This is a genomic window from Paraburkholderia sp. D1E, assembly GCF_052682275.1.
The window spans coordinates 1,776,396-1,797,384 of the sequence record NZ_JBQYMB010000001.1 but is presented as its reverse complement, the minus strand read 5'-3'; the positions used below and the strand labels follow the sequence as shown (position 1 = coordinate 1,797,384).

The 20,989-nt window shown below is 60.8% G+C and carries 19 protein-coding genes; 6 read left to right on the top strand and 13 right to left on the bottom strand.

Annotation, left to right across the window (positions count from 1 at the left end; genetic code table 11):
- Positions 1–19: 19 nt before the first annotated feature.
- The 12 genes from ACUN0E_RS08190 to ACUN0E_RS08135 all read right to left on the bottom strand — a co-directional run bounded on the left by ACUN0E_RS08190 (position 20) and on the right by ACUN0E_RS08135 (position 14,006).
- Positions 20–1,042, bottom strand: coding sequence for a zinc-dependent alcohol dehydrogenase (locus ACUN0E_RS08190; RefSeq protein ID WP_408520913.1), 1,023 nt, complete (start codon positions 1,040–1,042; stop codon positions 20–22).
- 131 nt (positions 1,043–1,173) lie between these two features.
- A complete protein-coding gene (locus tag ACUN0E_RS08185; protein WP_445566236.1) occupies positions 1,174–2,190 on the bottom strand; it encodes an aldo/keto reductase in 1,017 nt (338 codons plus the stop codon).
- Positions 2,191–2,431: 241 nt separating this feature from the next.
- Positions 2,432–3,229 carry a shikimate dehydrogenase family protein gene (locus ACUN0E_RS08180; RefSeq protein ID WP_445566235.1) on the bottom strand — a complete coding sequence of 266 codons (798 nt, stop codon included), beginning with the start codon at positions 3,227–3,229 and terminating at the stop codon, positions 2,432–2,434.
- Positions 3,229–4,236, bottom strand: a complete 1,008-nt coding sequence (locus ACUN0E_RS08175; protein WP_408520916.1) for a Gfo/Idh/MocA family protein — start codon at positions 4,234–4,236, stop codon at positions 3,229–3,231. The genes ACUN0E_RS08180 and ACUN0E_RS08175 overlap by 1 nt, the downstream gene beginning before the upstream one ends.
- A gap of 23 nt (positions 4,237–4,259) precedes the next feature.
- Positions 4,260–5,192 (bottom strand): electron transfer flavoprotein subunit alpha/FixB family protein, encoded by a 933-nt coding sequence (locus ACUN0E_RS08170; protein WP_445566234.1) that lies wholly within the window; start codon positions 5,190–5,192, stop codon positions 4,260–4,262.
- A 13-nt stretch (positions 5,193–5,205) separates the two neighbouring features.
- Positions 5,206–5,955: an electron transfer flavoprotein subunit beta/FixA family protein gene (locus tag ACUN0E_RS08165; RefSeq protein ID WP_445566233.1), complete on the bottom strand. Its 750-nt coding sequence runs from the start codon at positions 5,953–5,955 to the stop codon at positions 5,206–5,208.
- A gap of 59 nt (positions 5,956–6,014) precedes the next feature.
- On the bottom strand, positions 6,015–6,974 hold the full coding sequence (locus tag ACUN0E_RS08160) for an ABC transporter permease (protein WP_445566232.1): 960 nt from the start codon (positions 6,972–6,974) through the stop codon (positions 6,015–6,017).
- A 7-nt stretch (positions 6,975–6,981) separates the two neighbouring features.
- Positions 6,982–8,481 carry a sugar ABC transporter ATP-binding protein gene (locus tag ACUN0E_RS08155; RefSeq protein ID WP_445566231.1) on the bottom strand — a complete coding sequence of 500 codons (1,500 nt, stop codon included), beginning with the start codon at positions 8,479–8,481 and terminating at the stop codon, positions 6,982–6,984.
- Between the two features lie 16 nt (positions 8,482–8,497).
- Positions 8,498–9,451, bottom strand: a complete 954-nt coding sequence (locus tag ACUN0E_RS08150) for an ABC transporter permease (protein WP_408521096.1) — start codon at positions 9,449–9,451, stop codon at positions 8,498–8,500.
- Positions 9,452–9,513: 62 nt separating this feature from the next.
- Positions 9,514–10,593, bottom strand: a complete 1,080-nt coding sequence (locus ACUN0E_RS08145; protein ID WP_445566230.1) for a sugar ABC transporter substrate-binding protein — start codon at positions 10,591–10,593, stop codon at positions 9,514–9,516.
- Positions 10,594–10,719: 126 nt separating this feature from the next.
- On the bottom strand, positions 10,720–12,393 hold the full coding sequence (locus ACUN0E_RS08140; RefSeq protein ID WP_445566229.1) for a GMC family oxidoreductase: 1,674 nt from the start codon (positions 12,391–12,393) through the stop codon (positions 10,720–10,722).
- A gap of 104 nt (positions 12,394–12,497) precedes the next feature.
- Positions 12,498–14,006 (bottom strand): aldehyde dehydrogenase family protein, encoded by a 1,509-nt coding sequence (locus ACUN0E_RS08135; protein WP_445566228.1) that lies wholly within the window; start codon positions 14,004–14,006, stop codon positions 12,498–12,500.
- Between the two features lie 213 nt (positions 14,007–14,219).
- Between ACUN0E_RS08135 and ACUN0E_RS08130 the strand changes: the two genes are divergently transcribed.
- Complete coding sequence (locus ACUN0E_RS08130) at positions 14,220–14,903, top strand: TetR/AcrR family transcriptional regulator (RefSeq protein ID WP_445566227.1); 684 nt, start codon at positions 14,220–14,222, stop codon at positions 14,901–14,903.
- 53 nt (positions 14,904–14,956) lie between these two features.
- On the opposite strand, the gene ACUN0E_RS08125 is transcribed toward ACUN0E_RS08130, so the two are convergent.
- The gene (locus ACUN0E_RS08125) at positions 14,957–16,489 is read right to left on the bottom strand and encodes a CoA-transferase (RefSeq protein WP_408521099.1); all 1,533 of its coding nucleotides are present in this window, start codon (positions 16,487–16,489) and stop codon (positions 14,957–14,959) included.
- Positions 16,490–16,701: 212 nt separating this feature from the next.
- On the opposite strand from ACUN0E_RS08125, the gene ACUN0E_RS08120 reads away from it, so the two are divergent.
- From ACUN0E_RS08120 to ACUN0E_RS08100, 5 genes are read left to right on the top strand one after another with little or no spacing between them, the layout of a single operon-like run.
- Positions 16,702–17,847 carry an acyl-CoA dehydrogenase family protein gene (locus ACUN0E_RS08120; protein ID WP_445566226.1) on the top strand — a complete coding sequence of 382 codons (1,146 nt, stop codon included), beginning with the start codon at positions 16,702–16,704 and terminating at the stop codon, positions 17,845–17,847.
- Entirely contained in the window at positions 17,844–18,623 is a 780-nt protein-coding gene (locus tag ACUN0E_RS08115; protein WP_445566225.1) for a 3-ketoacyl-ACP reductase, read from the top strand. Before ACUN0E_RS08120 ends, ACUN0E_RS08115 begins: the two co-directional genes overlap by 4 nt.
- Positions 18,624–18,631: 8 nt before the next feature.
- Positions 18,632–19,801: a dihydrodipicolinate synthase family protein gene (locus tag ACUN0E_RS08110; protein ID WP_408521090.1), complete on the top strand. Its 1,170-nt coding sequence runs from the start codon at positions 18,632–18,634 to the stop codon at positions 19,799–19,801.
- 2 nt (positions 19,802–19,803) lie between these two features.
- Positions 19,804–20,223, top strand: coding sequence for a Dabb family protein (locus ACUN0E_RS08105; RefSeq protein WP_408521089.1), 420 nt, complete (start codon positions 19,804–19,806; stop codon positions 20,221–20,223).
- Positions 20,138–20,989: a sugar phosphate isomerase/epimerase family protein gene (locus ACUN0E_RS08100; RefSeq protein ID WP_408521088.1), complete on the top strand. Its 852-nt coding sequence runs from the start codon at positions 20,138–20,140 to the stop codon at positions 20,987–20,989. The genes ACUN0E_RS08105 and ACUN0E_RS08100 overlap by 86 nt, the downstream gene beginning before the upstream one ends.

Genomic DNA, 20,989 nt, shown 5'->3' with positions numbered 1-20,989 from the left:
ACGCGAAAAAATCGGTCGTTCAGGCGACTTGCAACTGGATCTTCAACACGCTCTTGTCTTCGGCGAGACGGGCAAATGCGTGTTCTACGTCGTCGAGCCGATAAATCGTGGTCAGAAACGGCGCGACATCGATACGTTTGTAGCCGAGCAACGTGGCGGCCTCGTGCATGTCGTCGCCCATTCCCGCGACGCTCGCCTGGACGCCCTGCTCACGCAGAACAAAATCGAGCGCCGAAATGCGGAACGTGTGGCCCGGCTTGGCAAGGCCGAAGGCGATCACGCGCCCGCCCGGGCGGATCAATGCCAATGCGCGTTCGTAAAGTTCAGTAGAGCCGACGCTCTCAATCGCCACGTCGACACCGCGTCCATCCGTTGCCGCCCGCACGGTGGTTTCCAACTCCACCGCATCGGTCACGACGAAGTCCGCGCCCAGATCCTTCGCGAGTTGCGCGCGCTGCGCGTTCGGCTCGATCACGATCACAGGTGCTGCGCCTGAACGCAGCGCTAGCTGCAAGTGCATCTGGCCGATCGGACCTGCGCCGATGACCAATACGCTTTCGCCGAGCCGCAGATGACTCTTGCGAAACGCGCGCACGATGCACGAAAGCGGTTCGACCATCGCGCCCTCTTCGATCGGCATTGCCGCCGGCAACGGAACGACGGCGTATGCCGGCACCCGCACGTACTCGGCCATGCCGCCGTTCACGTGGATCCCCAGTTGAACCATCTGCGCGCAATTGAGGATTTCATTCTTGCGGCAGTAAAAGCAGCTGCGGCAACCGAGATTGATATCGGCCGTCACCGGCTGACCGACACGCAGCCCTTTCACATCCGAACCCATCTCCGCAATCGTCCCGGAGAATTCATGGCCAGGAATCAATGGCAGGCGATCGGCCGAATAATTGCCGTGATAGATATGCAAGTCGGTGCCGCAGATACCGCAGCGTTCTACCTTGATCAACACATCGGACGCACCGCATTCAGGAACCGGTACGTCACGCAACTCGAACTGCCTGGGTGCGACGAGTACAGCAGCTTTCATGACTTTCTCTCTGACGATAAAGCGCGAGGACGACACGACCCCTCCGCCATGGCAATCCGTGGCGGTGCTGCTCGTGGGTCTGTCGCGTGCCAGGCAGTTCGTTACTGCGCGGCAGTGGTCTGAGTCAGACGCTATTGAGGTGTCGGCGCATCCTGGCGGATCAACGCGCGGCGCTTCAGTTCGGCCCAGAATTCCGGTGGAATGTCAGCCCGGAAGGTTTGCAGGTTGTCTTCCAGTTGTGCAATCGTACGTACGCCCGGAATGTTGGTCGGGATAGCGGGATGACCGAGGACGAATTGCAGTGCTGCGGCTTTGAGCGGCACCGAGTATTCCCGGCATACCTGCTCCATCTTGCGCACGCGTTCCAGAATGGCTTCCGGCGCGGGTGCGTAGTTGTATTTGGCACCGGGCACCGCGCCCGTCGCAAGAATGCCGCTGTTGTAGCCGCCGCCGAGAATCACCGACACCTGCTTCTCTTCGCACATCGGCAGGAAACCATCCAGTGCATCCTGCTCGAGCAGCGTGTAGCGGCCGGCCAGCAGCAGGCAGTCGAAATCCTGCCGGCGAATTGCTTCGTGCGCGACTTGCCACTCGTTGACACCCAGGCCCACCGCTTTCACTACCCCTTCGTCACGGAGCTTCAACAGGGCTTTCGACGCGCCTGACATCGCCGCTTCGAACATCTCGGGCTGACGTTCTCCGTGGGTAAAGACGTCGATGTCGTGGATCAGCGCGATATCGATGTGCTCCAGCGCCAGACGCTGCAGACTGTCCTCGATCGAGCGCATCGTGCCGTCGTAGCTGTAGTCGAAAACAGGTTCGAACGGTAGCCCGTCAACCCAAGGCTCGAAGTTGATCTCAGCGCGCTTGCGCGGCTTCAGAATGCGCCCGACCTTGGTGGACAGCACATACTGGTCGCGCGGATACCAGCGCAGCCCCTGCCCGCAGCGCGCCTCGCTCAACCCGTGGCCATACATCGGCGCGGTGTCAAAGTAGCGAACGCCCGCGTCCCACGCTGCCTTGACCAAGGCGGCCGAGTCCTCCTCACTGATCGGCCTGAAGATGTTGCCAATCGGCGCGGCGCCGAAGCCCATTACGGTTGTCTCGAGCCCTGAACGCGGCCATTTACGTTTTGCTACCGGATCCATCTTTGTCTCCTGTGTTGGCCAGAGTTAGCGCTTTAACGCTGGCTCTAGCCCCATGCAAGGTGTTTGCTGCCATGACTTGAGTTGTTCATCCGACTAGAGTTTCAGTAACTCACCGGATAGTTACTTAATGATGATATTAGGCCGCACCGAAACATCGATCAAGCGGGTTTTCCCTGACTTTTCGCGGCTTTATGTTAAACATTTACCAGCCGGCCCTGCAGCGCCCATTCGATCCGAATGATCAGGGCACAAGTCGCAGAAAAGTGGCCATCGCTTCTACCGAGTTTTCGAGCAGATGACGGCCCAAATGCGTCGTGAGACCGCGCGCCTCAGCGTCTTCAAGCAGGCGCGTTTGCGTGGGTTTCATGATGAGGTCTGCAACCACCGCGTCCGGATTCGCGCCAGTCAGGTCGATAGGCAGCGGATCGCCAGCGCTCATCCCGCACGGGGTCGCGTTCACAATAAGGTCGTGCGCCGCATGTGCGGATGGCACGCTTCGACGTATAAGCGTCGTGCCTCGGCGCGAACGCAAGGCGTCTTCAAGTCGTTGCAGCGATTCTGTATTGGTATCGAACAGGTCAAGCGAAGCAACTCCGGCATCGACCAGCGCGTGTGCGACTCCCGCGCCTGCGCCGCCTGTTCCGACAAGCAGCACCGACTTGTTGTGCACTGCATGCCCGCAGGCATCGAGTCCTTTCACGAACCCGCTACCGTCGAACATGGCACCAGACCACGTGCCATCCACTTCCCGGCGCAGACAGTTCACACCGCCCGTCTGTCGAGCCGAATCAGACAAATCCGTGGCATAAGCGGCGGCAGCAATCTTGTGCGGCACCGTGACGACTACGCCCGCCAGGTTGGCGATGCCGCGCATGCCCTCGAGTACCGCGCCAAGTTCCGCGGGCGGCACATGCAACGGAATCAGCACCGCATTCGCTTCGCAACGCTCGAACAGCGCGTTGAACAGCTCGGGCGATTTCGCCTGCGCGATGGGATCCCCAACAATTGCGACGATTTTTGTTTCTCCGTCGATCTGCATTACAAGCAATCTCCCTCTCTAAGCGTGATGCGTTCGATCAACCGTTGCACGCGCAGCGCATCGTCGCCGACGACTGAAGGTGCCCGATTTTCGCGGATCGCTGCGCAAAAATCCCTGATCAGGTCGCGATGCGCTGTGTGAGAAAAATCCATCGGCTTCGCGCCGAAGCCCGACGACGACGGATCATGAAATTCGTCGGTGCAGCCATCATGGAAGGTCACGCGCAAAGCGCCGCCTTCGAGGACTGCCGTGCCTTTTTGCCCGACGAGTTCGATGCGCTCGGGAAAACCTGGAAACGCAGCGGTGGTAGCAAGCACATAACCTGCGGCGCCGCTTTCGAAGCTGAGCGCAGCGCTTGCGAAGTCCTCCGCTTCCATCGAGTGCAATAGGGTCGTCGCCGTTGCGCCTGTCACCGAAGACACGTCACCTGCCAGCCACATGAGTAGATCGAGCGAGTGGATCGCCTGCGTCATCAGCACGCCGCCGCCATCGCGCGCATAGGTGCCCCTGCCCGGTTCATCGTAGTAAGACTGCGGTCGCCACCAGCGCATATCGAGTCCTGCATAAGCGAGCGCGCCGAGAGCACCTCCGTGCACCAAAGCGGCAAACCGTTGCACCGCCGGACGAAAGCGGTTCTGAAACACGACTCCGAGACGTACGTGAGCGTCACGGCACGCTAGCACCAGGTGTTCCGCGCGTTGCGCCGAGATGTCGAGCGGCTTCTCCAACAGCACGTGCTTGCCGGCCGCCGCGGCTTGCAGGACGAGATCGAGATGCGTGTGCGGCGGTGTCAATACCAGAATGGCATCGACGCTGGGATCTTCAAGCACCCTCTCGAACGATTCGCCGAGCGGAAAGCCGTACAGGTTGGCGAACGGTTCCAGCCGTTCGCGCGAGCGTCCCAGCACGCCGACCACCTCGACTTCGTCGCGCAGGTCATTGAGCGCAAGCGCGTGAGGTGTAGCGGCGAGCCCGACGCCGACGATTGCAATCCGGGTCCTGGGCATGTCGGGCTCCATGTCGGGTCGCCTCAAACGGACGCGGTCAGTTCGGGCACCATATCGAACAGGTCGCCCACCAGACCATAATCGGCGACGCTGAAAATCGGCGCTTCCGGGTCCTTGTTGATCGCGACAATCACCTTCGAGTCTTTCATGCCGGCCAGATGCTGGATCGCACCCGAGATGCCGACCGCCACATACAGTTGCGGCGCGACGATCTTGCCGGTCTGGCCGACCTGATAGTCGTTCGGCACGAAGCCCGCATCGACAGCCGCGCGCGATGCGCCCAGCGCTGCGTTCAGCTTATCGGCCAGCGGTTCGAGAACCTTCGTGTAGTTCTCGCCGTTGCCGAGACCACGGCCGCCCGAGACGATGATCTTCGCCGACGTCAGTTCCGGACGATCCAGCTTCGTCACTTCACGGCTGACGAACTGCAGCAGGCCGCTGTCGGCTGCGGCTTCGATCTTCTCGACCGTTGCGCTGCCGCCAACGGCCGCCACTGGATCGAAGCCGGTCGTGCGGACCGTGATGACCTTGATCGGATCCTGGGATTGAACCGTTGCAATCGCGTTGCCTGCGTAGATCGGGCGCTCGAACGTGTCAGCGCTGTCCACAGCCGTGATGTCGCTGATCTGCGCGACGTCCAGCTTCGCGGCGATACGCGGCGCGATGTTCTTGCCGTAAGCCGTCGCCGGCGTGAGGATGTGCGAATAGTCCTTCGCGATGTTCAGCACCGTCGCTTCGACGTTTTCGGCCAGCCCTGCCTCGAGCTGCGGCGCGTCGGCCAGCAACACCTTCGAAACACCTGCGATCTTCGCTGCGGCATCGGCCGCGGCCTGTGCGTTGTGACCTGCCACCAGCACGTGAATATCACCACCGATCTTCTGCGCGGCTGCAATCGTGTTCAGCGTCGCGGCCTTGATCGATGCGTTATCGTGTTCTGCAATTACCAGATTCGTCATTTCGTCCGTCTCCTTACAGCACCTTGGCTTCGGTCTTCAGCTTCTCGACCAGCGTCTTCACATCCGGCACCTTCACACCGGCGGAGCGCTTCGGCGGCTCGACAACCTTCAGCGTCTTCAGACGCGGTGTAACGTCGACACCCAGGTCTTCCGGCTTGACGATTTCCAGCGACTTCTTCTTCGCCTTCATGATGTTCGGCAGCGTCACATAGCGCGGCTCGTTCAGGCGCAGATCGGTCGTGATCACAGCCGGCAAGCTCAGCGACAGCGTTTCAGCACCACCGTCCACTTCGCGCGACACCGTAGCTTTACCGTCGGCCACGACAACCTTCGACGCGAACGTGGCTTGCGGCAGGTTAGCCAGCGCAGCCAGCATCTGGCCGGTCTGGTTCGAATCGTCGTCGATCGCCTGTTTGCCCAGAATGACCAGCCCCGGCTGTTCCTTGTCGACCAGTGCCTTGAGCAGCTTGGCAACCGCCAGCGGCTGCAGTTCTTCATTCGACTCGATCAGGATCGCGCGGTCCGCACCAATCGCGAGCGCCGTGCGCAGCGTTTCCTGCGCTTGCGTCACACCGGCCGACACGGCGATCACTTCGGTCGCCACGCCCGATTCGCGCAGACGCACCGCTTCTTCCACCGCGATTTCGTCGAACGGATTCATCGACATCTTCACGTTCGCGATGTCGACGCCCGTGCCGTCCGACTTCACCCGGACTTTCACGTTGTAATCGACTACTCTCTTCACTGCTATTAGCACTTTCATTCGTAACTACCTTTCTCCACCAGATTTCCCATGTCAGCCGAAACTGACCACGCGTGAACTTATTTGATGACCAACACCTTCGAGCGATCGAACGCCACAGTCACTGCGATGATCAGAATCACGCCGAATACGATCTGCTGTGCAAACACGCTAATGCCAACAAAGGTCATGCCCACGCGCGCCACCGACACCAGCAACGCACCGATCAGCGTGCGCACGATGCCGCCCGACCCACCCGTCAACGCTGTGCCGCCGACGATCACTGCCGCGATTGCCGGCAACAGAAACTGATTGGCCAGTGTGGGCGAACCGCTGCCAAGACGTCCCGCCATCACGACACCCGCGAGGCCAGCAAAGAAGGACGACGTTGCAAACACCAGGCATTTCGTCACGGAAACACGTACGCCCGACGCAATAGCGGCTGGCTCGCCTGCGCCGATCGCATCGGTGTGACGACCAAAAACAGTCGAACGATGCAGAAACCAGCAAAACGCAAACACCGCCACCGCCAGAAAAATCTCATGCGGGATGCCGAATGAGGTCCCCGTCGTCCAGCCCAGCGAAGCGTTGCGCATGTCGTCGCTGATCGCAATGGAACGGGTGCCCGACAGCGTGAGCGCCGCAGCGGATGCAATGCCACTGATGGCAAGAGTCGCAATGAAGGAAGGAATGCGCAGCACGGTCTGGATCACGCCGCTCAAGAGGCCGATCGCAAACGATGCCCCGAGTGCAATGACCGCAGCCCACGCACCGTAGCGCGGCAGGAACAGCGCGACCATCACGCTCGCCAACGATGCAACCGCCTGCAGCGACAAATCGATACTGCCCAGCAGCACCACAAAGGTCGTACCGGCAGCCATGATGAACAGCGTGGAACTGTCCGCGAGCAGCCCGAGTTGCGTCGATAGCTCCATAAAACCTGGTTGCGCGATTTCGATCAGCACGTACAACGCCACTAACGCCGCGAATGGTGCGTTGTCGCGAAGCGTCGCCCGCGACGGTGATTTCAGTAATGACATAGCAGCCTCACACCATATGTTCGACGATTTCAACCTGCGAAGGCTTCGCGCCCACTTCGCACGGCAGAATCTTTTGCGCGCGGCCATCGCGCATCACCATAATGCGATGGCTCAGGCCGAGAATCTCTTCGAGCGTGTCGCCCGTCAGCACGACCGCCACGCCTTCAGCCGTCAACTCGCGGATCAGTTGATAGACCTCTTCCTTCGCGCCGACGTCGAGGCCGCGGGTCGGATGGTCAAGCACGAGAATCCGGCTGCCCGCAAAGCGCCATTTCGCGAGCACGACCTTTTGCTGGTTGCCACCCGAGAGATTGCGGCAAGAAGCGTCCGGCCCCGGCGTCTTGATACGCAGACGCTCGATCCACTCGTTGGCAATCTTGCGCTCGCTTCCTTTGCGCACCACGCCGCCCCGGCTCACGGCACTCAGTCGTGGCAACGTGAGATTTTCCGCGACGCTCATCTGCGTCACGAGCCCCTCCACCTTGCGCTCGCGCGGCACGTAGCCGACCCCCAACACAACCGCGTGATTCGCCTGTGGCTTGAGCAGTGTGCCGCCAATCCGCACTTCGCCGGAATCGAGTTTTTCCAGTCCGGCGATCACGCGACACAGTTCTTCACGCCCCGAGCCCACTACGCCCGCCACACCGAAGACCTCACCCTGTCGTACTTCAAACGACACGTCGTTCAACGCATGACCAAGCGACGCATGCGAGACCGACAGCGCCACCTCAGCGCGACACGGCTTCTGCAAATTCTCGCGGTAGTACTCGCCTTGCATCGAGCGGCCCACCATCAGTTCATGAAGCTGCTTGACGGAAGCATCAGCCGAGGCCATCTCCGCCACCACCTTGCCGTCTTTCATGACGTACACGCGGTCGCTCAACAAAAGTAGTTCGTCCAGACGGTGCGAGACGAACACAAACGAGGCGCGCGACTTGAGTTCGCGCACCAGCCTGAACAGAATCTCGATCTCGGCTGCTTCCAGAACAGACGTCGGCTCGTCGAGCAGAATGATCGGTGTGCCGCCGGTGCGGCTCGCCAGCGACAGCGCACGCGCCAGCTCCACCATCTGCCGTTGCCCGAATGAAAGGTCCTCACACACCGTCAACGGATCAATGTCGAGGTGCACGGTGGCGAGTTCAGCCTGCGCTGCGCGTTTGAGCTTCGACCAGTTCATGCGGCCGAACGTCGTGAAGTTTTCCTCACGCCCAAGAAACAGGTTCTCGGCAATCGTCAGGTTAGGCAGGATCGACTGTTCCTGATACACCATCGCGATGCCTTTCGCCGTGGCATCGCGTGGATTGCGAATCACGAGCGGTTGGCCGGAGAGCGTGATTTCGCCGGAGTCCTGGTGGTACGCGCCGGTCAATAGTTTCATCAACGTCGATTTGCCCGCGCCGTTCTCGCCAATCAGGCCGACGATTTCGTTGGGTCGGACTTCGACCGATACGTCATCCAGAGCGAGCACACCTGGGAAGCGTTTGGTGATGTTCTTGAGTTTCAGCATGTTGAATCTCCCAGGCTCACTTGACGATGCGCCGGTGTGAACGATTGAGCGCAAGCGTGACTGCAACGATAATCAAGACGCCCTGAATGCCCTGTTGCACATAAGGCGGCACGCCTAGCAGCACCATGCCGTTGCCGAGCACCACTACGATCAACGTACCGATCAGCGTATTCAACGGACTGCCGTTGCCGCCCGCCAGCGAGGTCCCCCCTACCACGATGGCCGTGATCGCAACAAACAACTGGCCATCGGCAATGAGCGCGTGACCCTGCCCGTATTGCGCGACCGCGAGGATGCCGGCCACGCCATAGAAGGCGCCAGCCAGTGCAAAGATCACAATCCGTACGCGCCGCACCCGCACCCCGTTCAGACGCGCAAGATCCTCGCCGCCACCGATCGCCAGCGTGTGTCGTCCGAGCAACGTATGCCGATAGATGAACCACGCGACGGCGAGCGTGAGTAAGCCGATCCATACCGACAACGGCAAGCCCACGTAACGCGTAATCGCAATCGAACGCAGCCCCGTGTCGCTCACGCGGATCGTGTTGCCCGATAGCCATGCCGTCCCGATTCCGGTTGCCACAAAGCCGACTGCGAGTGTGGCAATGAACGAAGGGATGCGCAGGAATACGTGCAGCATGCCGTTGGCGAACCCCAGCACCGTGCCAGCCGCAATCGCGACAGCCAGCACCCACAGCCCATAGTGATTGTCGTTGTACGAGTTCTCGACCAGCATCGACACCGTGATGGCGGAAACCGCGACAATCCCTTCCGCCGACAGGTCGATGCTGCCGAGTTGAATCACGAACGTGCCGCCGAGTGCGATGGTGAGTGGAATCGCAGCGGAAATCGCGATTCGCGCCAGATTCATCGGATCGAAGAAATCTCGATTGAATGCGCCGATGCAAAGGCCGAGCGCCAGCAAGACCAGCAGCGGCGCAAAGCGCTGCAGCAGGGAATGCATCGACATGAACCCAATCCCGGTTGTTGTTGTGCTTACGGCCTGCCGGGTAGGCGCTGCGGTTAGCTTGCTCATCGATACACCACGGGACCCGCGACGCGGGCGTAAAGGCTGTTCCAATCCGCGCTAGGCGCCGCTTCGCGCGCCATGACTGCCTGCACATTCGACTTGGTGACAAGGGTCGCCTTGCAAAACGATTCGCGCTGGTCCTTCGGCAGCGATGCCACGTCCAGCTTCTTCTGCTGCGCATGAAGCCCCATCGAAAGGCCAATGCCGCCGAGCCAGTACGGGTCCCAGTCGACCGTCGTCACGAGTTCGCCCACCTTGATCGCGGCGAGCCCCGGCTGCGTGCCGTCCATGCCGGAGACCGGCAGTTGTCCCGCGAGCCCTTCTGCGCGCAACGCTTCGATCGAACCCAACGCCATATCGTCGTTCGCGGCCCACACACCCTTGATCTTCGAATTGAAGCGAGTCATCCATGCCTGCATGATCGGAAAGGCCTTCTGCGAATCCCAGTCCGCCACCTGAAAGTCCAGCAACTGGATATCAGGGAATTTCTTCAACGCTGCCATCAGACCCGCCTTGCGCTCGATGGCAGGCACGTTGCTAAAAATGCCGCCGATTGCCACAACGCCACCCTTGCCGCCCATCGCCTTGAACAACTCAGTCGCGGTCGATTCGCCGTAGGCCACGCCGTCGAATGACATGTGCGCGACGTAGTTCGGGTTGAAATCCCAAGGATGCAGGTCCTTGGGTTTATTCCAGATCGTCGTGACGTAAGCACCGGCTTTCGAGCAGGCTTCGACGATCACGCGCGCGTCGGCCGAGTCGTTGGGGTCGACATTCAGCACCAGGTTGCCGCCGGTTTTCTGCAGCAGGGCGCGGATATCCGCGATGCCTTTTTCCGAGCTGCCTTCGGTCGTCAGGGGCACGTACGGCAGACCGACGCTCTTTGCGAAAGCCTGTGCGCCCTTGTTGAACGCGGTGTAATACGGATTGGTCAGCGAGCGGAACGAACAGGCGAGCGTGGTCTGCCCTGCGCCGAACGAAAGACCCGACATGCCGCCACCTGCGACGGCGAATACCGCGCCTGCGCCTAGCTTGATAAAGTCGCGGCGCGATACGCCTGTGTGTTGATCCTGTTTCGACATGATGTCTCCTCCGAGCCAAAAAAGACCCTATGCATCAGGGCTGGTTATAAATAACCGGATATTTATTAATCTGTGAGAAAAACCCGATTTAGCCGGGTGTTCCTCGTCAAACCTCGGCGCCTGGCGTCAGACAGCCGCCACCGCTGCCTCGTGCGTCGCACGACCTGAGGTACTGGCGAGCCGGCCGGGCGCGGGGGGCGGCATTGCCGCCAGACCCCGAATCAGATCCGCAGCCTTTTCCGCGATCATCAGCGTGGGCGCATTCGTATTCGAACTCACGATCCGCGGCATTACCGACGAATCAGCGACCCGCAGCCCCTCGATACCGTGCACGCGCAATTGCGGATCGACGACCGACAATTCGTCGATGCCCATCTTGCAGGTGCCGACCGGGTGATAGCCGGTGCGCCCGTACTGCTGTGCGTAGGTCTCGTAGTCGGCCTGTGTACGCACGTTGCCGCCAGGGAAGTGCTCACTCTTTATGTACTTGCTCAGCGCCTTCTGACTCATGATTTCGCGGCTCTGGCGGATACCGTCGACGGCCACCTTCAGGTCATACGGGTCACGGATATAAGCAGGATCGATCACCGGCGCGTCGGCGGGATCGGCACTGTGCAGCGTGACACTGCCACGGCTGCGTGGCCTGAGAAAATACGAGTTGAGCGTACAGCCCGAACCTGACGGGACCGGCGGCACACCCGCCTCGACACCCGCGCCGGGCAAGAAGTGAAACTGCAGGTCGGGTGTCGGTACGCTACTGTCCGAATACCAGAAAGCGCCGCCTTCGGCGATGTTGGACGTGACCGGCCCTTTGTTGAAGAGTTTGTACTCGAGGCCGGCGAGCAGCATCATGTGCTTCTTCGAATACTTGTCCAGACTGTACGCACCGTTCAACTCGTAGACGATATCGATATCGAAATGATCCTGCAGGTTCTGCCCGACACCATTCAATGCATGCACAGGTTTCACGCCGGCGCGTTCCAGGTCTTCCGTGCGTCCGATCCCGGAGAGCATCAGCAGCTTCGGCGAACCAATGGCCCCAGCGGTCACGATGACTTCGCGTTCAGCACGCGCAATGGTCACATTCGAGCGATCGTCCCGAAGTGTAAATTCCACGCCGATTGCGCGGCCGTTTTCGATGACCACACGAGAAACGAGGCAACCGGTACGCACCGTCAGATTGGGCCGCGAGCGAGCGTCACGCAGATAGCCGACCGCCGCACTGCAGCGTTTGCCATTGCGCTGCGTGACCTGATAGACACCCACGCCTTCCTGTTGCGCGCCGTTGAAGTCGCTGTTGTGTGGCATGCCGGCTTCCTGCCCAGCGAGGACAAACGCCTTGGTCAACTCGTTGACACTGATGAGATCCGACACACCGAGCGGGCCACCGACTCCGTGATACGCGTTGCACAGGCGTTCGTTGTCTTCCATGCGGCGCAAGTACGGCAGCACGCCATCGCGAAAGCCCCAGCCGGTGCAGCCATCGCGCTCCCAGCCGTCATAGTCCGAAGGCTGTCCACGTGTGTAGACCATCGCATTGATCGAGCCGCCACCGCCAAGCACACGGCCCTGCGCGAACGGAATCTGCCGCCCTTGTGTTTCGGCTGCCGCAGCCGTGCGATAGCCCCAAGTCAAAGGGCCGCCCGTCATCTTGAAGAAGCCAACCGGCATGTGGATATACGGATCCGTGTCGGCGGGTCCGGCTTCGAGAAGCAGCACCCGGTTGCCCGCATCCTCGCTCAGACGTGCAGCAAGCGCGCAACCCGCGGCGCCGCCCCCTACGATCACATAGTCATACATTGCTGTCTCCGATACTGTGTTCTGCAGTCACACGCTGCGCGTGACTTCGTAATTCCTGAGGCGCTCACGGCTCCTGGCGGCCGCTCGATTCGAACCGGACCGTCTCAAGCGATCCAGCGTGGCCGATTGCCCAACTGAACATGTACCGATTTCAGCTCGGTATATTCCTCGATGCCGTAACGGCCCGTTTCGCGGCCAATACCCGACTGCTTCACACCGCCGATCGGCATTTCCGGGCCGCCGGTGATCGTGCAGTTGACCCAGATCCGGCCGGCCTGTACGTCGCGGAAGCTCTTGATCGCGCCCTGCAGATCGCGCGTCCAGATGCTCGCTGCAAGGCCATACGGCACACCGTTCGCGATCTGAATGGCCTGCTCAAAAGTGTCGAATGACGTGACCGACAGGACCGGCCCGAAAATTTCTTCCTGCGCGAGCGTGCTGTTCGGCTCCACGTTACGGAACATCGTGGGCTGGATGAAGAAGCGTTCGCCATCCTGGCTCGACGTGCCGCCGTGCACCAACTGCGCGCCGTCGCGGCCGCCTGATTCAATGAAACCGCAGATCTTGTCAAACTGACGCGGGTCGACGATCGCGCCTACGTGGTTCGAGGCGTCGAGCGGATCGCCCACCCGAACTTTCTCGAGAACACGCTTGACCCGCGCGACGAGCTCGTCTTCCACCGATCGATGCACGACGAGACGGCTGCCCGACACACAGCATTGGCCAGCATTGAAACAGATGCCAAAGGCGATAGCGTCCGCAGCATCGTCGAGATCGGCGTCCGCGAACACGATCTGCGGGTTCTTGCCGCCCAGTTCGAGCCCGACTTTCTTCATGTTGCCGCCCGCGGCCGTCAGCACGGAGCGACCCACGGGCGTCGAACCGGTGAACGAGACCATGTCGACATCCATGTGTTCCGCGAGCGCCTGTCCGATCTTCGAGCCGAGCCCGGTGACCACGTTCACGACGCCGTCCGGCAACCCGGCTTCGGTCAGAAGAGCAGCGAGCTTGAGCGTCGTGGTCGAGGTGAGCTCGGCGGGTTTAACGACCGCGGTACATCCCGCCGCCAGCACAAACGGCAGACGCTCGGAGAGAATGAAGAACGGGAAATTCCATGGCGTGACGATGCCCACCACGCCAACCGGCTGGCGCACGACAAGACCGAACATGTCGTTGCCGAGATTGTCATGTGAATCGCCGTGCGCAACACGGGCAAGACCTGCCGCGTATTCCCAGATGCCCGCGGCACCGTTGATCTCACCACGTGACTGGCCGATCGGCTTGCCGCTTTCCAGCGTTTCAAGGTACGCGAGCGTCTCCACGTTGTCCCGGATAAGACTCGCGGTTTTGAGCAATACCGTTGCACGCTGCTCACCGGACAGACGCGACCAGCGCCCGTCGTCGAACGCCCGGCGCGCCGAAGCAACCGCCACATTCAGATCGTCGACTGATGCGCGCGCTGTGGACGTCACCGGCACGCCGTGGCCCGGACTCTTGCGCGTCACGAATTCGCCAGCGAGCCCGACATAGTCCTTGCCGTCGATGAACATCGGCGTGCGCAGAGGTTCCGACGGAAGACGAAGCATTGCCGCCAGTTCATTCAGATTGCTCATTCCTGCCTCCAGAGATTTGCTTTCACACGGACACGGAAAGCGCATCGTGCGTGCGGAAAATTGTGTGGGTGGCACGATGTACCACCCGTTTTTGCGCCCATTCTGCACCATCCGGTTACTTCCTGACAATGCCTTTTTGGTCTATAGTCGCTGACACAACGCGGCCACGAATGACGCCGTTCTCACTGACTCTCTTTGCAGCGATCACCGACCATGACTCTTGTGACCACGCGTCCCACCCGGGCATCCAAAACCGCCAAGACTGGCGCCACGCAGCCGCCGAGGCAGCGGGATCCCGAGGTGACCCGGGCGCGTATTCTCGAAGCCGCGAAAATGGAGTTCGCGAAACTCGGTCTTGCCGGCGCGCGCGTGGAAGCCATCGCGACACGTTCGAAGGCCAACAAGCGGATGATCTATCACTACTTCGGGAGCAAGGAGGAGCTGTTCGTTGCCGTGCTCGAGGACGCCTATGCCGACATCCGCACCGCCGAACTGAAGCTCAATCTCGATCATCTGTCGCCCGAAGATGCGATCGTCGCGCTCGCCACGCATACATGGAATTACTACCTGAAGAACCCCGAGTTCATGACACTCGTCAACAGCGAGAACCTGCACAAGGCGCGTCATCTGAAGAAGTCCGAACGATTCAAGGAACTGCACCATGATTTCATCTCGATGTTGCAACGCATACTCGACCGTGGCGTCGAAGCGGGTGTATTCCGCAGCGGCGTCGACGCCCGGCAACTGCACATTACGATGGCTGCGATCGGTTACTACTACCTAACCAATCGCCACACAAGCGGCCTGATCTTCGACATCGACTTCATGAGCAAGGAGGCGTTGAAAGCCAGGCTCGACTTCAACATCGAAACTGTTCTGAGGCTCGTGCGCGCCTGAGTGGCCGCTTGCGGAGCGCCGAGCAGCGGCGCTCCCGATTGCGTGGGCGTTCATCAGGCCGGCTGCTCGCGCCGCTTGTCCGCCGCGCCCTTACCGCGCGCGAGCAATGCGTCGTCGACAAGCGGGTGAAAGCCCATTCGCGCCAGCACGTCCCGCTCGACATCGACACCTTCCGCCACTTCGATCAGCCGAACACCGCTCTCTTCGAGCCTGAACACTGCGCGCTCTGTCACATACAGCACTTCCTGCTTCGCGATACGCGCCTGCACGCCACTGAACGTGATGTGCTGCACGCGCTCGACGAGCTTCGGCACACTGCCCGGCGACACGATATTCAGGCGCTCGCCCATCTGCTCGACCTGCAGGCCCTTTGCTTCGAAACTGCCGCAGAAGACGATCTTGCGGGCGCCTTGGGTGATGTCGATAAAACCGCCTGGTCCCACCACCGTCGAGCCAAGTTTCGAAACGTTGATATTTCCGTCTCCATCCATTTCACCCATGCCGAGAAACGAGATGTCGACTCCGCCGCCGCTGTAGAAATCGAATTGATCGACGCTTGAGAGGATCGCTTCCGCGTTGCGCGCAGAGCCGAACATGGGACCGTCGACCATGGCGCCGTTGTGGATGCCCTGCTCGACCGTTCCCCAGAACGTGCCAAGTCGTCCCTGTTGCGCCAGCAAACCCGGAATACCACCGGGGATGCCGAAACCGAAATTCGCCGAATGGCCCTCGTGCAGTTCGTGCGCTGCGCGCGCCGCAATGATGCGGCGAATACCCGTGGGCACTTCATAGAAGCCGTCGGCGATGGTGCCGAGCGCTTCACCACTTAGCGTGGAGTCGTAATCAGCGATCGCACACTGCGGTGCCGCCGGCGTCTCGACAAGCGTGTCAACGAGAACACCCGGTATGCGCACCAGTCGCGCCGGCACGTAGCCGGCCGGCTCGCGCTCCTTGACCTGCACAATCACGTGACCACCACTGTTGTGAGCAGCAAGAGCCGCTGCGTACGTGTCGAGGTCAACGGGTTCGCGACGCAAGGTGACATTGCCGGCCGCGTCCGCGGATGAACCGCGGACGATCGCGAAATCGACTTTGAACGGTTTGTAGCGCAAGTACTCGCGCCCATCGAGTTCAATCAGTTCGACGAGGTCTTCGGTAGCGCGCGCATTGATCTTGCCGCCGTCGATGCGCGGATCGACGAACGTACGCAGGCCGACGTGCGTGACGAGCCCCGGCCGTCCCGCGCCAATCTCGCGCAGCAACGTGGAGATTGCCCCCGCCGGGAAGCTATACGCTTCGAACGCATTCTCTTTCGCCATCTGCTGCATGGCCGGCGACCAGCTCCAGTGCCCACCGATGACGCGCCGCACCATACCCGGGTGCGCGAAGCGCCCAAGACCGCTGCCCTTCCCGTCGCCGATTCCGAGCGCGTGAACCACCGTCAGATCGCGTGGATGCCCGGTCTCGAGGAATCGCTGCTCCAGTTTCGCGAGCACGGCGTCCGGCTCAAGCATCCCGCCGCCGTTGCTGGCCAACGCAATGGTCGCCCCATCGAAGATTTGCTCAACCGCATCTTCGGCTTGCATCCAGTTTTTCAAACTACCCTCCAATCAAATCGGCCACAAAGCTCGTTGACATCGGTCATTCGTTGGTTTTAAATAACCATCCAGATGGTTACTTGATGCCAATGTTGGCACAGGAAATCACGTAATTCAAGCGGTGATGCGCGACGCTCGGGTTTACCTGCATTCGCGCAAACCAGGCACAAACAGGTGCCGATCATGAGGACGGAGACAGCATGAAACTCTCAGAAACGCATCAGCAGATTCGCGAAACCACCCGGCGCTTTGCTCAGGAAGTGATCCGCCCGCTCGCCGAGGAGCTGGATCGCGAGGAACGATTTCCAGCGGAGATCTACGCCCAGATGGGCGAGTTGGGCCTATTCGGCATTACCGTGCCGGAAGAATTTGGCGGTGCCGGACTCGACGTCATCGCTTATGCGCTCGTGATGGAAGAACTGTCGCGCGGCTACGCTTCGGTCGCGGACCAATGCGGCCTCCTGGAACTGGTCGGCACCCTTCTTTCCGTACACGGCACCGACGAGCAACGTGCGACCTACATGGTGCCGCTTCTGCGCGCGAAACTACGGCCGGCTTATTGCATCACTGAAGCCGACGCAGGCACCGACGTCTCCGGCATCCGCACCACCGCGACCCGTACGGCAGGGGGGTGGGAACTTAACGGCGCCAAGCTCTGGATTCACAACGCGCCGGTTGCCGAAGTCGCTTTCGTGCTCGCTCGAACCGACCCCACGGCGGGGAAGCGCGGCATGAGTATCTTCATCGTGGACTGCTCGTTGGCCGGTGTATCGAAAGGTCCCAAAGAGCACAAGATGGGGCAGCGCGCGTCGCAGGTCGGCGAACTGAATTTCGACCGTGTGAAGTTGCCGCGCGATGCGCTGCTCGGCACCGAAGGCCGCGGCTTTCACATGATGATGAGCGCGCTCGACAAGGGCCGCGTGGGTATCGCCTCGCTTGCCGTGGGCATCGCGCAGGCGGGGCTCGAGGCGGCACTCGAATACTCGCAAACGCGCAAACAGTTCGGCAGTCATATCGCCGAACTGCAAGGCATTCAATGGATGCTCGCGGATATGGCGACGGACATTCAGGCAGCGCGTCTCCTCGTCCTCGACGCTGCGGAACGACTCGAATCGGGCGACCGAGCCAGCATTGCCTGCTCAATGGCAAAGTGCTTTGCCAGCGATACCGCCGTCAAGCACAGCGCCAACGCTGTGCAGATTTTCGGCGGAAGCGGCTACATTCGCGGCTACGAAGTCGAACGCCTGTATCGGGACGCCAAGATCACGCAGATCTACGAAGGCACGAATCAGATCCAGCGCACGATCATTGCACGTGATCTGATCGCCAACGGAGCCTCAGTATGAGCGCGCGTCCAATTGCTCTCGTCACGGGCAGCCGGCGCGGCATCGGCCGCGCCATCGCGATCGAACTCGGTCGCGCCGGGTTCGACATCGCGCTGACCGATGCGACCGCGTCGTACGAACTAAACGATGCCGTTCGCGAGGTTGAACAAACTGGCGCACGAGCGATCGCAACGCTCTCCGACCTCGCCGACATCGATTCGCATCCGGCCACGTTATCCGCTATCGAAGCCTCTCTCGACGGCCAGGTCGATTGCCTGGTGAACAACGCCGGTGTTTCCGTGATGTCGCGCGGCGACCTGCTCGATGTCACAGCGGAAAGTTTCGACCGCTGCATCGCGGTGAATACACGCGGCACCTTTTTTCTCATGCAGGCCTTCGCGAAGCACTGCCTTGCACGTTCGGGCGCAGCCGTTGCTGCGCATCCGTCGATCATCACTATCACATCGTCCAACGCGATCGCGGCCTCGCCTTTGCGCAGCGAATATTGCGTATCCAAGGCCGGGCTTTCGATGGCGAACACACTTTTCTCGTTGCGCCTCGCTGAACACGGCATCAGCGTTTATGAAGTGCAGCCTGGCTTGATCGAAACTGAAATGACCGCGCCGTCCCAAGCGCGCTACGACACGCAGATCGAACAAGGACTGACCGCCATCAAACGCTGGGGCACGCCGCAGGAAGTTGCAATCACCGTGCGAACGCTTGCCACCGGCGGCCTCCCCTATAGCGTCGGCCAGGCGATCCGTATCGACGGCGGCTTGCTGGTCACCAAATACTGAGCCCACATATGAATCTGTCAATCAGACTTCCGGCCGCGTCCGGCGCACTGGAAACGTATTTCGTGCAGGGCACGCCACTTGAGGTACGACCGCCTGTGCGCGAATTCAACCGCATTGCCTATTCGGCCGCGCACGTTGTGGCCGATCCGCTTCGCGCGGGTGAACTGAACGCCGAGCCCGCCATCGACTGGGACCGCACGATCGCCTACCGGCGCTATCTCCTCCAACAGGGATTGGGCATTGCAGAAGCCATGGACACGGCGCAACGCGGTATGGGTTTGCCGTGGAGCACGGCACTTGAACTGATCACACGCAGTATCGAAGGCACGCGCGATATTACTGGGGCGGCCATCGCATCGGGTTGCGGCACCGACCACATTACGCCCGCTTCGGTGACGAACTGCGATCAGGTGATTCGCGCGTATGCGGAGCAACTCGAAGCCGTGCAACGCGTGGGTGGACGCGTGATCCTGATGGCGAGCCGTGCGCTTGCGAAAGTGGCGCGCTCACCGGACGATTATCGGCGCGCCTATCGCGAAGTGCTCGCCATGTGCGATCAGCCGGTCATTCTGCATTGGCTCGGCGACATGTTCGACCCTGAACTCGCGGGCTACTGGGGCGCAAGCGGATTTCCGGACGCAGCGGAAGTCTGCCTCGATATCATCGAGGCCAATGCGGCGAAAGTTGACGGCATCAAGATCTCGTTGCTCGACGAGCAGAAAGAGATCACGTTCCGCCGTCGTCTGCCGCAAAGCGTGAAGATGTACACAGGCGACGATTTCAACTATCCCACGCTGATCGCCGGCGACGGCACGCATTTCTCACATGCGCTTCTCGGCATTTTCGACGCCATTGCACCCGCGGCGTCTCAGGCGCTGGCGGCCCTCTCCGCGGGCGACGTCGAGACCTTCAACCGGTTGCTAGGGCCGACGGTGCCACTCTCGCGTCACATTTTTCGCGCGCCGACGCAGTACTACAAGACGGGCGTGGTGTTCCTCGCGTACCTGAACGGCTTCCAGGATCACTTCTTCATGCCGGGCGGTCACCACGGTATGCGACCACCAGCTTACCTGGCGGACGTGTTCCGCCTCGCCGACCAGGCCGGCCTGCTGCGCGATCCGGGCGATGCAGTCACTCGCATCCGGAAAATCTTGGCGCCACTAGGATGCGGAGACTGATCATGGCACGATCTGGGGGACCCGTACGACACATGGTGTTTTGCCGGTTCCGTAACGAAGTGACACCGGCACGCCGCCTTGCGTTCTTCGAGCAGATCCGGCGACTGACGGAAGTACCTGGCATCGCCTTCACCAACTTTCAGTGCGGGCCCAACGTATCGCCGGAAGGCTATGGCATGACGTTCTCTGACGGCTTCATGATGGATTTCGCGAGCCGCGACGACTGCTTTGCCTATCTGGCGCATCCCACGCATCAAGCCATTGGGGCACGTCTTCTTGAGGCACTTGAAGACGGTGCACAAGGTCTGCTCGTCTTCGATATCGATCTGGAAACTCATGAGAAACCTTCACGGAAGACTCGACCTGTGCTCCATCAATACCGCAACGCTGGGCCATCGGGAGCCACTCAGTCGCACGATTGATCGCATTGCCAAAGCGGGCTTTGGTGGAATAGCGCCGTGGCGCCGCGAGGTCGAGGAAGGCGACGTCGCGCAGTTTGCGCGGCAGATCAAAGCGCTCGATCTGACTGTGACCGGCTATTGCCGTTCGACCCGGTTGCCGGCAGCGACGCCAGCCGAATTTAATGCGAATGTCGAGGCAAACCGGGCTGCATTGCGCGATGCGGCAGTGCTCGGAGCACATTGCTTCGTGATGGTAGTTGGTGGAATTGTACCGGGCAGCCGCGATCTGGAAGGTGCACGGACCCAGGTGGTGGACGGTATTTCAATGCTGATGGACACAGCACGCGAGTGCGGCGTGCCGCTCGCACTCGAGCCTCTTCACCCGATGTACGCAGCCAATCGTGCCGTGGTCAACACCATTGCGCAGGCAGTGAATATTTGTGAAACCGTGGATCCGGGCCGGTCAGGACTTATCGGTGTTGCAGTTGACGTTTACCACTGTTGGTGGGACCCGGAACTGACGCGGTCGATTGCAGCGGCTGGGCAAGCGGGACGTATTCTGGCGCATCACGTGTGCGACTGGCTGCACGAAACAAGTGACATGCTGCTGGATCGTGGAATGATGGGCGATGGTGTCGTCGATCTACCGGCAGTGCGGTCGTGCGTCGAGCGCGCTGGATATGACGGCCTGGTCGAAACCGAGATTTTTTCGGCGCAAAACTGGTGGCAGCGCGAGCCGGACGAAGTACTCGCAATCTGCGCAGAACGCTTGCAGACTGTTTGTTGA

Excerpts from the sequence above, each read along its gene's own strand:
- ACUN0E_RS08110 (WP_408521090.1), top strand. The coding sequence starts at position 18,632 with ATGAATCTGTCAATCAGACTTCCGGCCGCGTCCGGCGCACTGGAAACG.
- ACUN0E_RS08180 (WP_445566235.1), bottom strand. The coding sequence starts at position 3,229 with ATGCAGATCGACGGAGAAACAAAAATCGTCGCAATTGTTGGGGATCCC.
- ACUN0E_RS08140 (WP_445566229.1), bottom strand. The coding sequence starts at position 12,393 with ATGTATGACTATGTGATCGTAGGGGGCGGCGCCGCGGGTTGCGCGCTT.
- ACUN0E_RS08135 (WP_445566228.1), bottom strand. The coding sequence starts at position 14,006 with ATGAGCAATCTGAATGAACTGGCGGCAATGCTTCGTCTTCCGTCGGAA.
- ACUN0E_RS08160 (WP_445566232.1), bottom strand. The coding sequence starts at position 6,974 with ATGTCATTACTGAAATCACCGTCGCGGGCGACGCTTCGCGACAACGCA.
- ACUN0E_RS08170 (WP_445566234.1), bottom strand. The coding sequence starts at position 5,192 with ATGACGAATCTGGTAATTGCAGAACACGATAACGCATCGATCAAGGCC.
- ACUN0E_RS08120 (WP_445566226.1), top strand. The coding sequence starts at position 16,702 with ATGAAACTCTCAGAAACGCATCAGCAGATTCGCGAAACCACCCGGCGC.
- ACUN0E_RS08185 (WP_445566236.1), bottom strand. The coding sequence starts at position 2,190 with ATGGATCCGGTAGCAAAACGTAAATGGCCGCGTTCAGGGCTCGAGACA.
- ACUN0E_RS08150 (WP_408521096.1), bottom strand. The coding sequence starts at position 9,451 with ATGTCGATGCATTCCCTGCTGCAGCGCTTTGCGCCGCTGCTGGTCTTG.
- ACUN0E_RS08130 (WP_445566227.1), top strand. The coding sequence starts at position 14,220 with ATGACTCTTGTGACCACGCGTCCCACCCGGGCATCCAAAACCGCCAAG.
- ACUN0E_RS08105 (WP_408521089.1), top strand. The coding sequence starts at position 19,804 with ATGGCACGATCTGGGGGACCCGTACGACACATGGTGTTTTGCCGGTTC.
- ACUN0E_RS08100 (WP_408521088.1), top strand. The coding sequence starts at position 20,138 with ATGAGAAACCTTCACGGAAGACTCGACCTGTGCTCCATCAATACCGCA.
- ACUN0E_RS08115 (WP_445566225.1), top strand. The coding sequence starts at position 17,844 with ATGAGCGCGCGTCCAATTGCTCTCGTCACGGGCAGCCGGCGCGGCATC.
- ACUN0E_RS08155 (WP_445566231.1), bottom strand. The coding sequence starts at position 8,481 with ATGCTGAAACTCAAGAACATCACCAAACGCTTCCCAGGTGTGCTCGCT.
- ACUN0E_RS08165 (WP_445566233.1), bottom strand. The coding sequence starts at position 5,955 with ATGAAAGTGCTAATAGCAGTGAAGAGAGTAGTCGATTACAACGTGAAA.
- ACUN0E_RS08125 (WP_408521099.1), bottom strand. The coding sequence starts at position 16,489 with ATGCAAGCCGAAGATGCGGTTGAGCAAATCTTCGATGGGGCGACCATT.
- ACUN0E_RS08190 (WP_408520913.1), bottom strand. The coding sequence starts at position 1,042 with ATGAAAGCTGCTGTACTCGTCGCACCCAGGCAGTTCGAGTTGCGTGAC.
- ACUN0E_RS08145 (WP_445566230.1), bottom strand. The coding sequence starts at position 10,593 with ATGTCGAAACAGGATCAACACACAGGCGTATCGCGCCGCGACTTTATC.
- ACUN0E_RS08175 (WP_408520916.1), bottom strand. The coding sequence starts at position 4,236 with ATGCCCAGGACCCGGATTGCAATCGTCGGCGTCGGGCTCGCCGCTACA.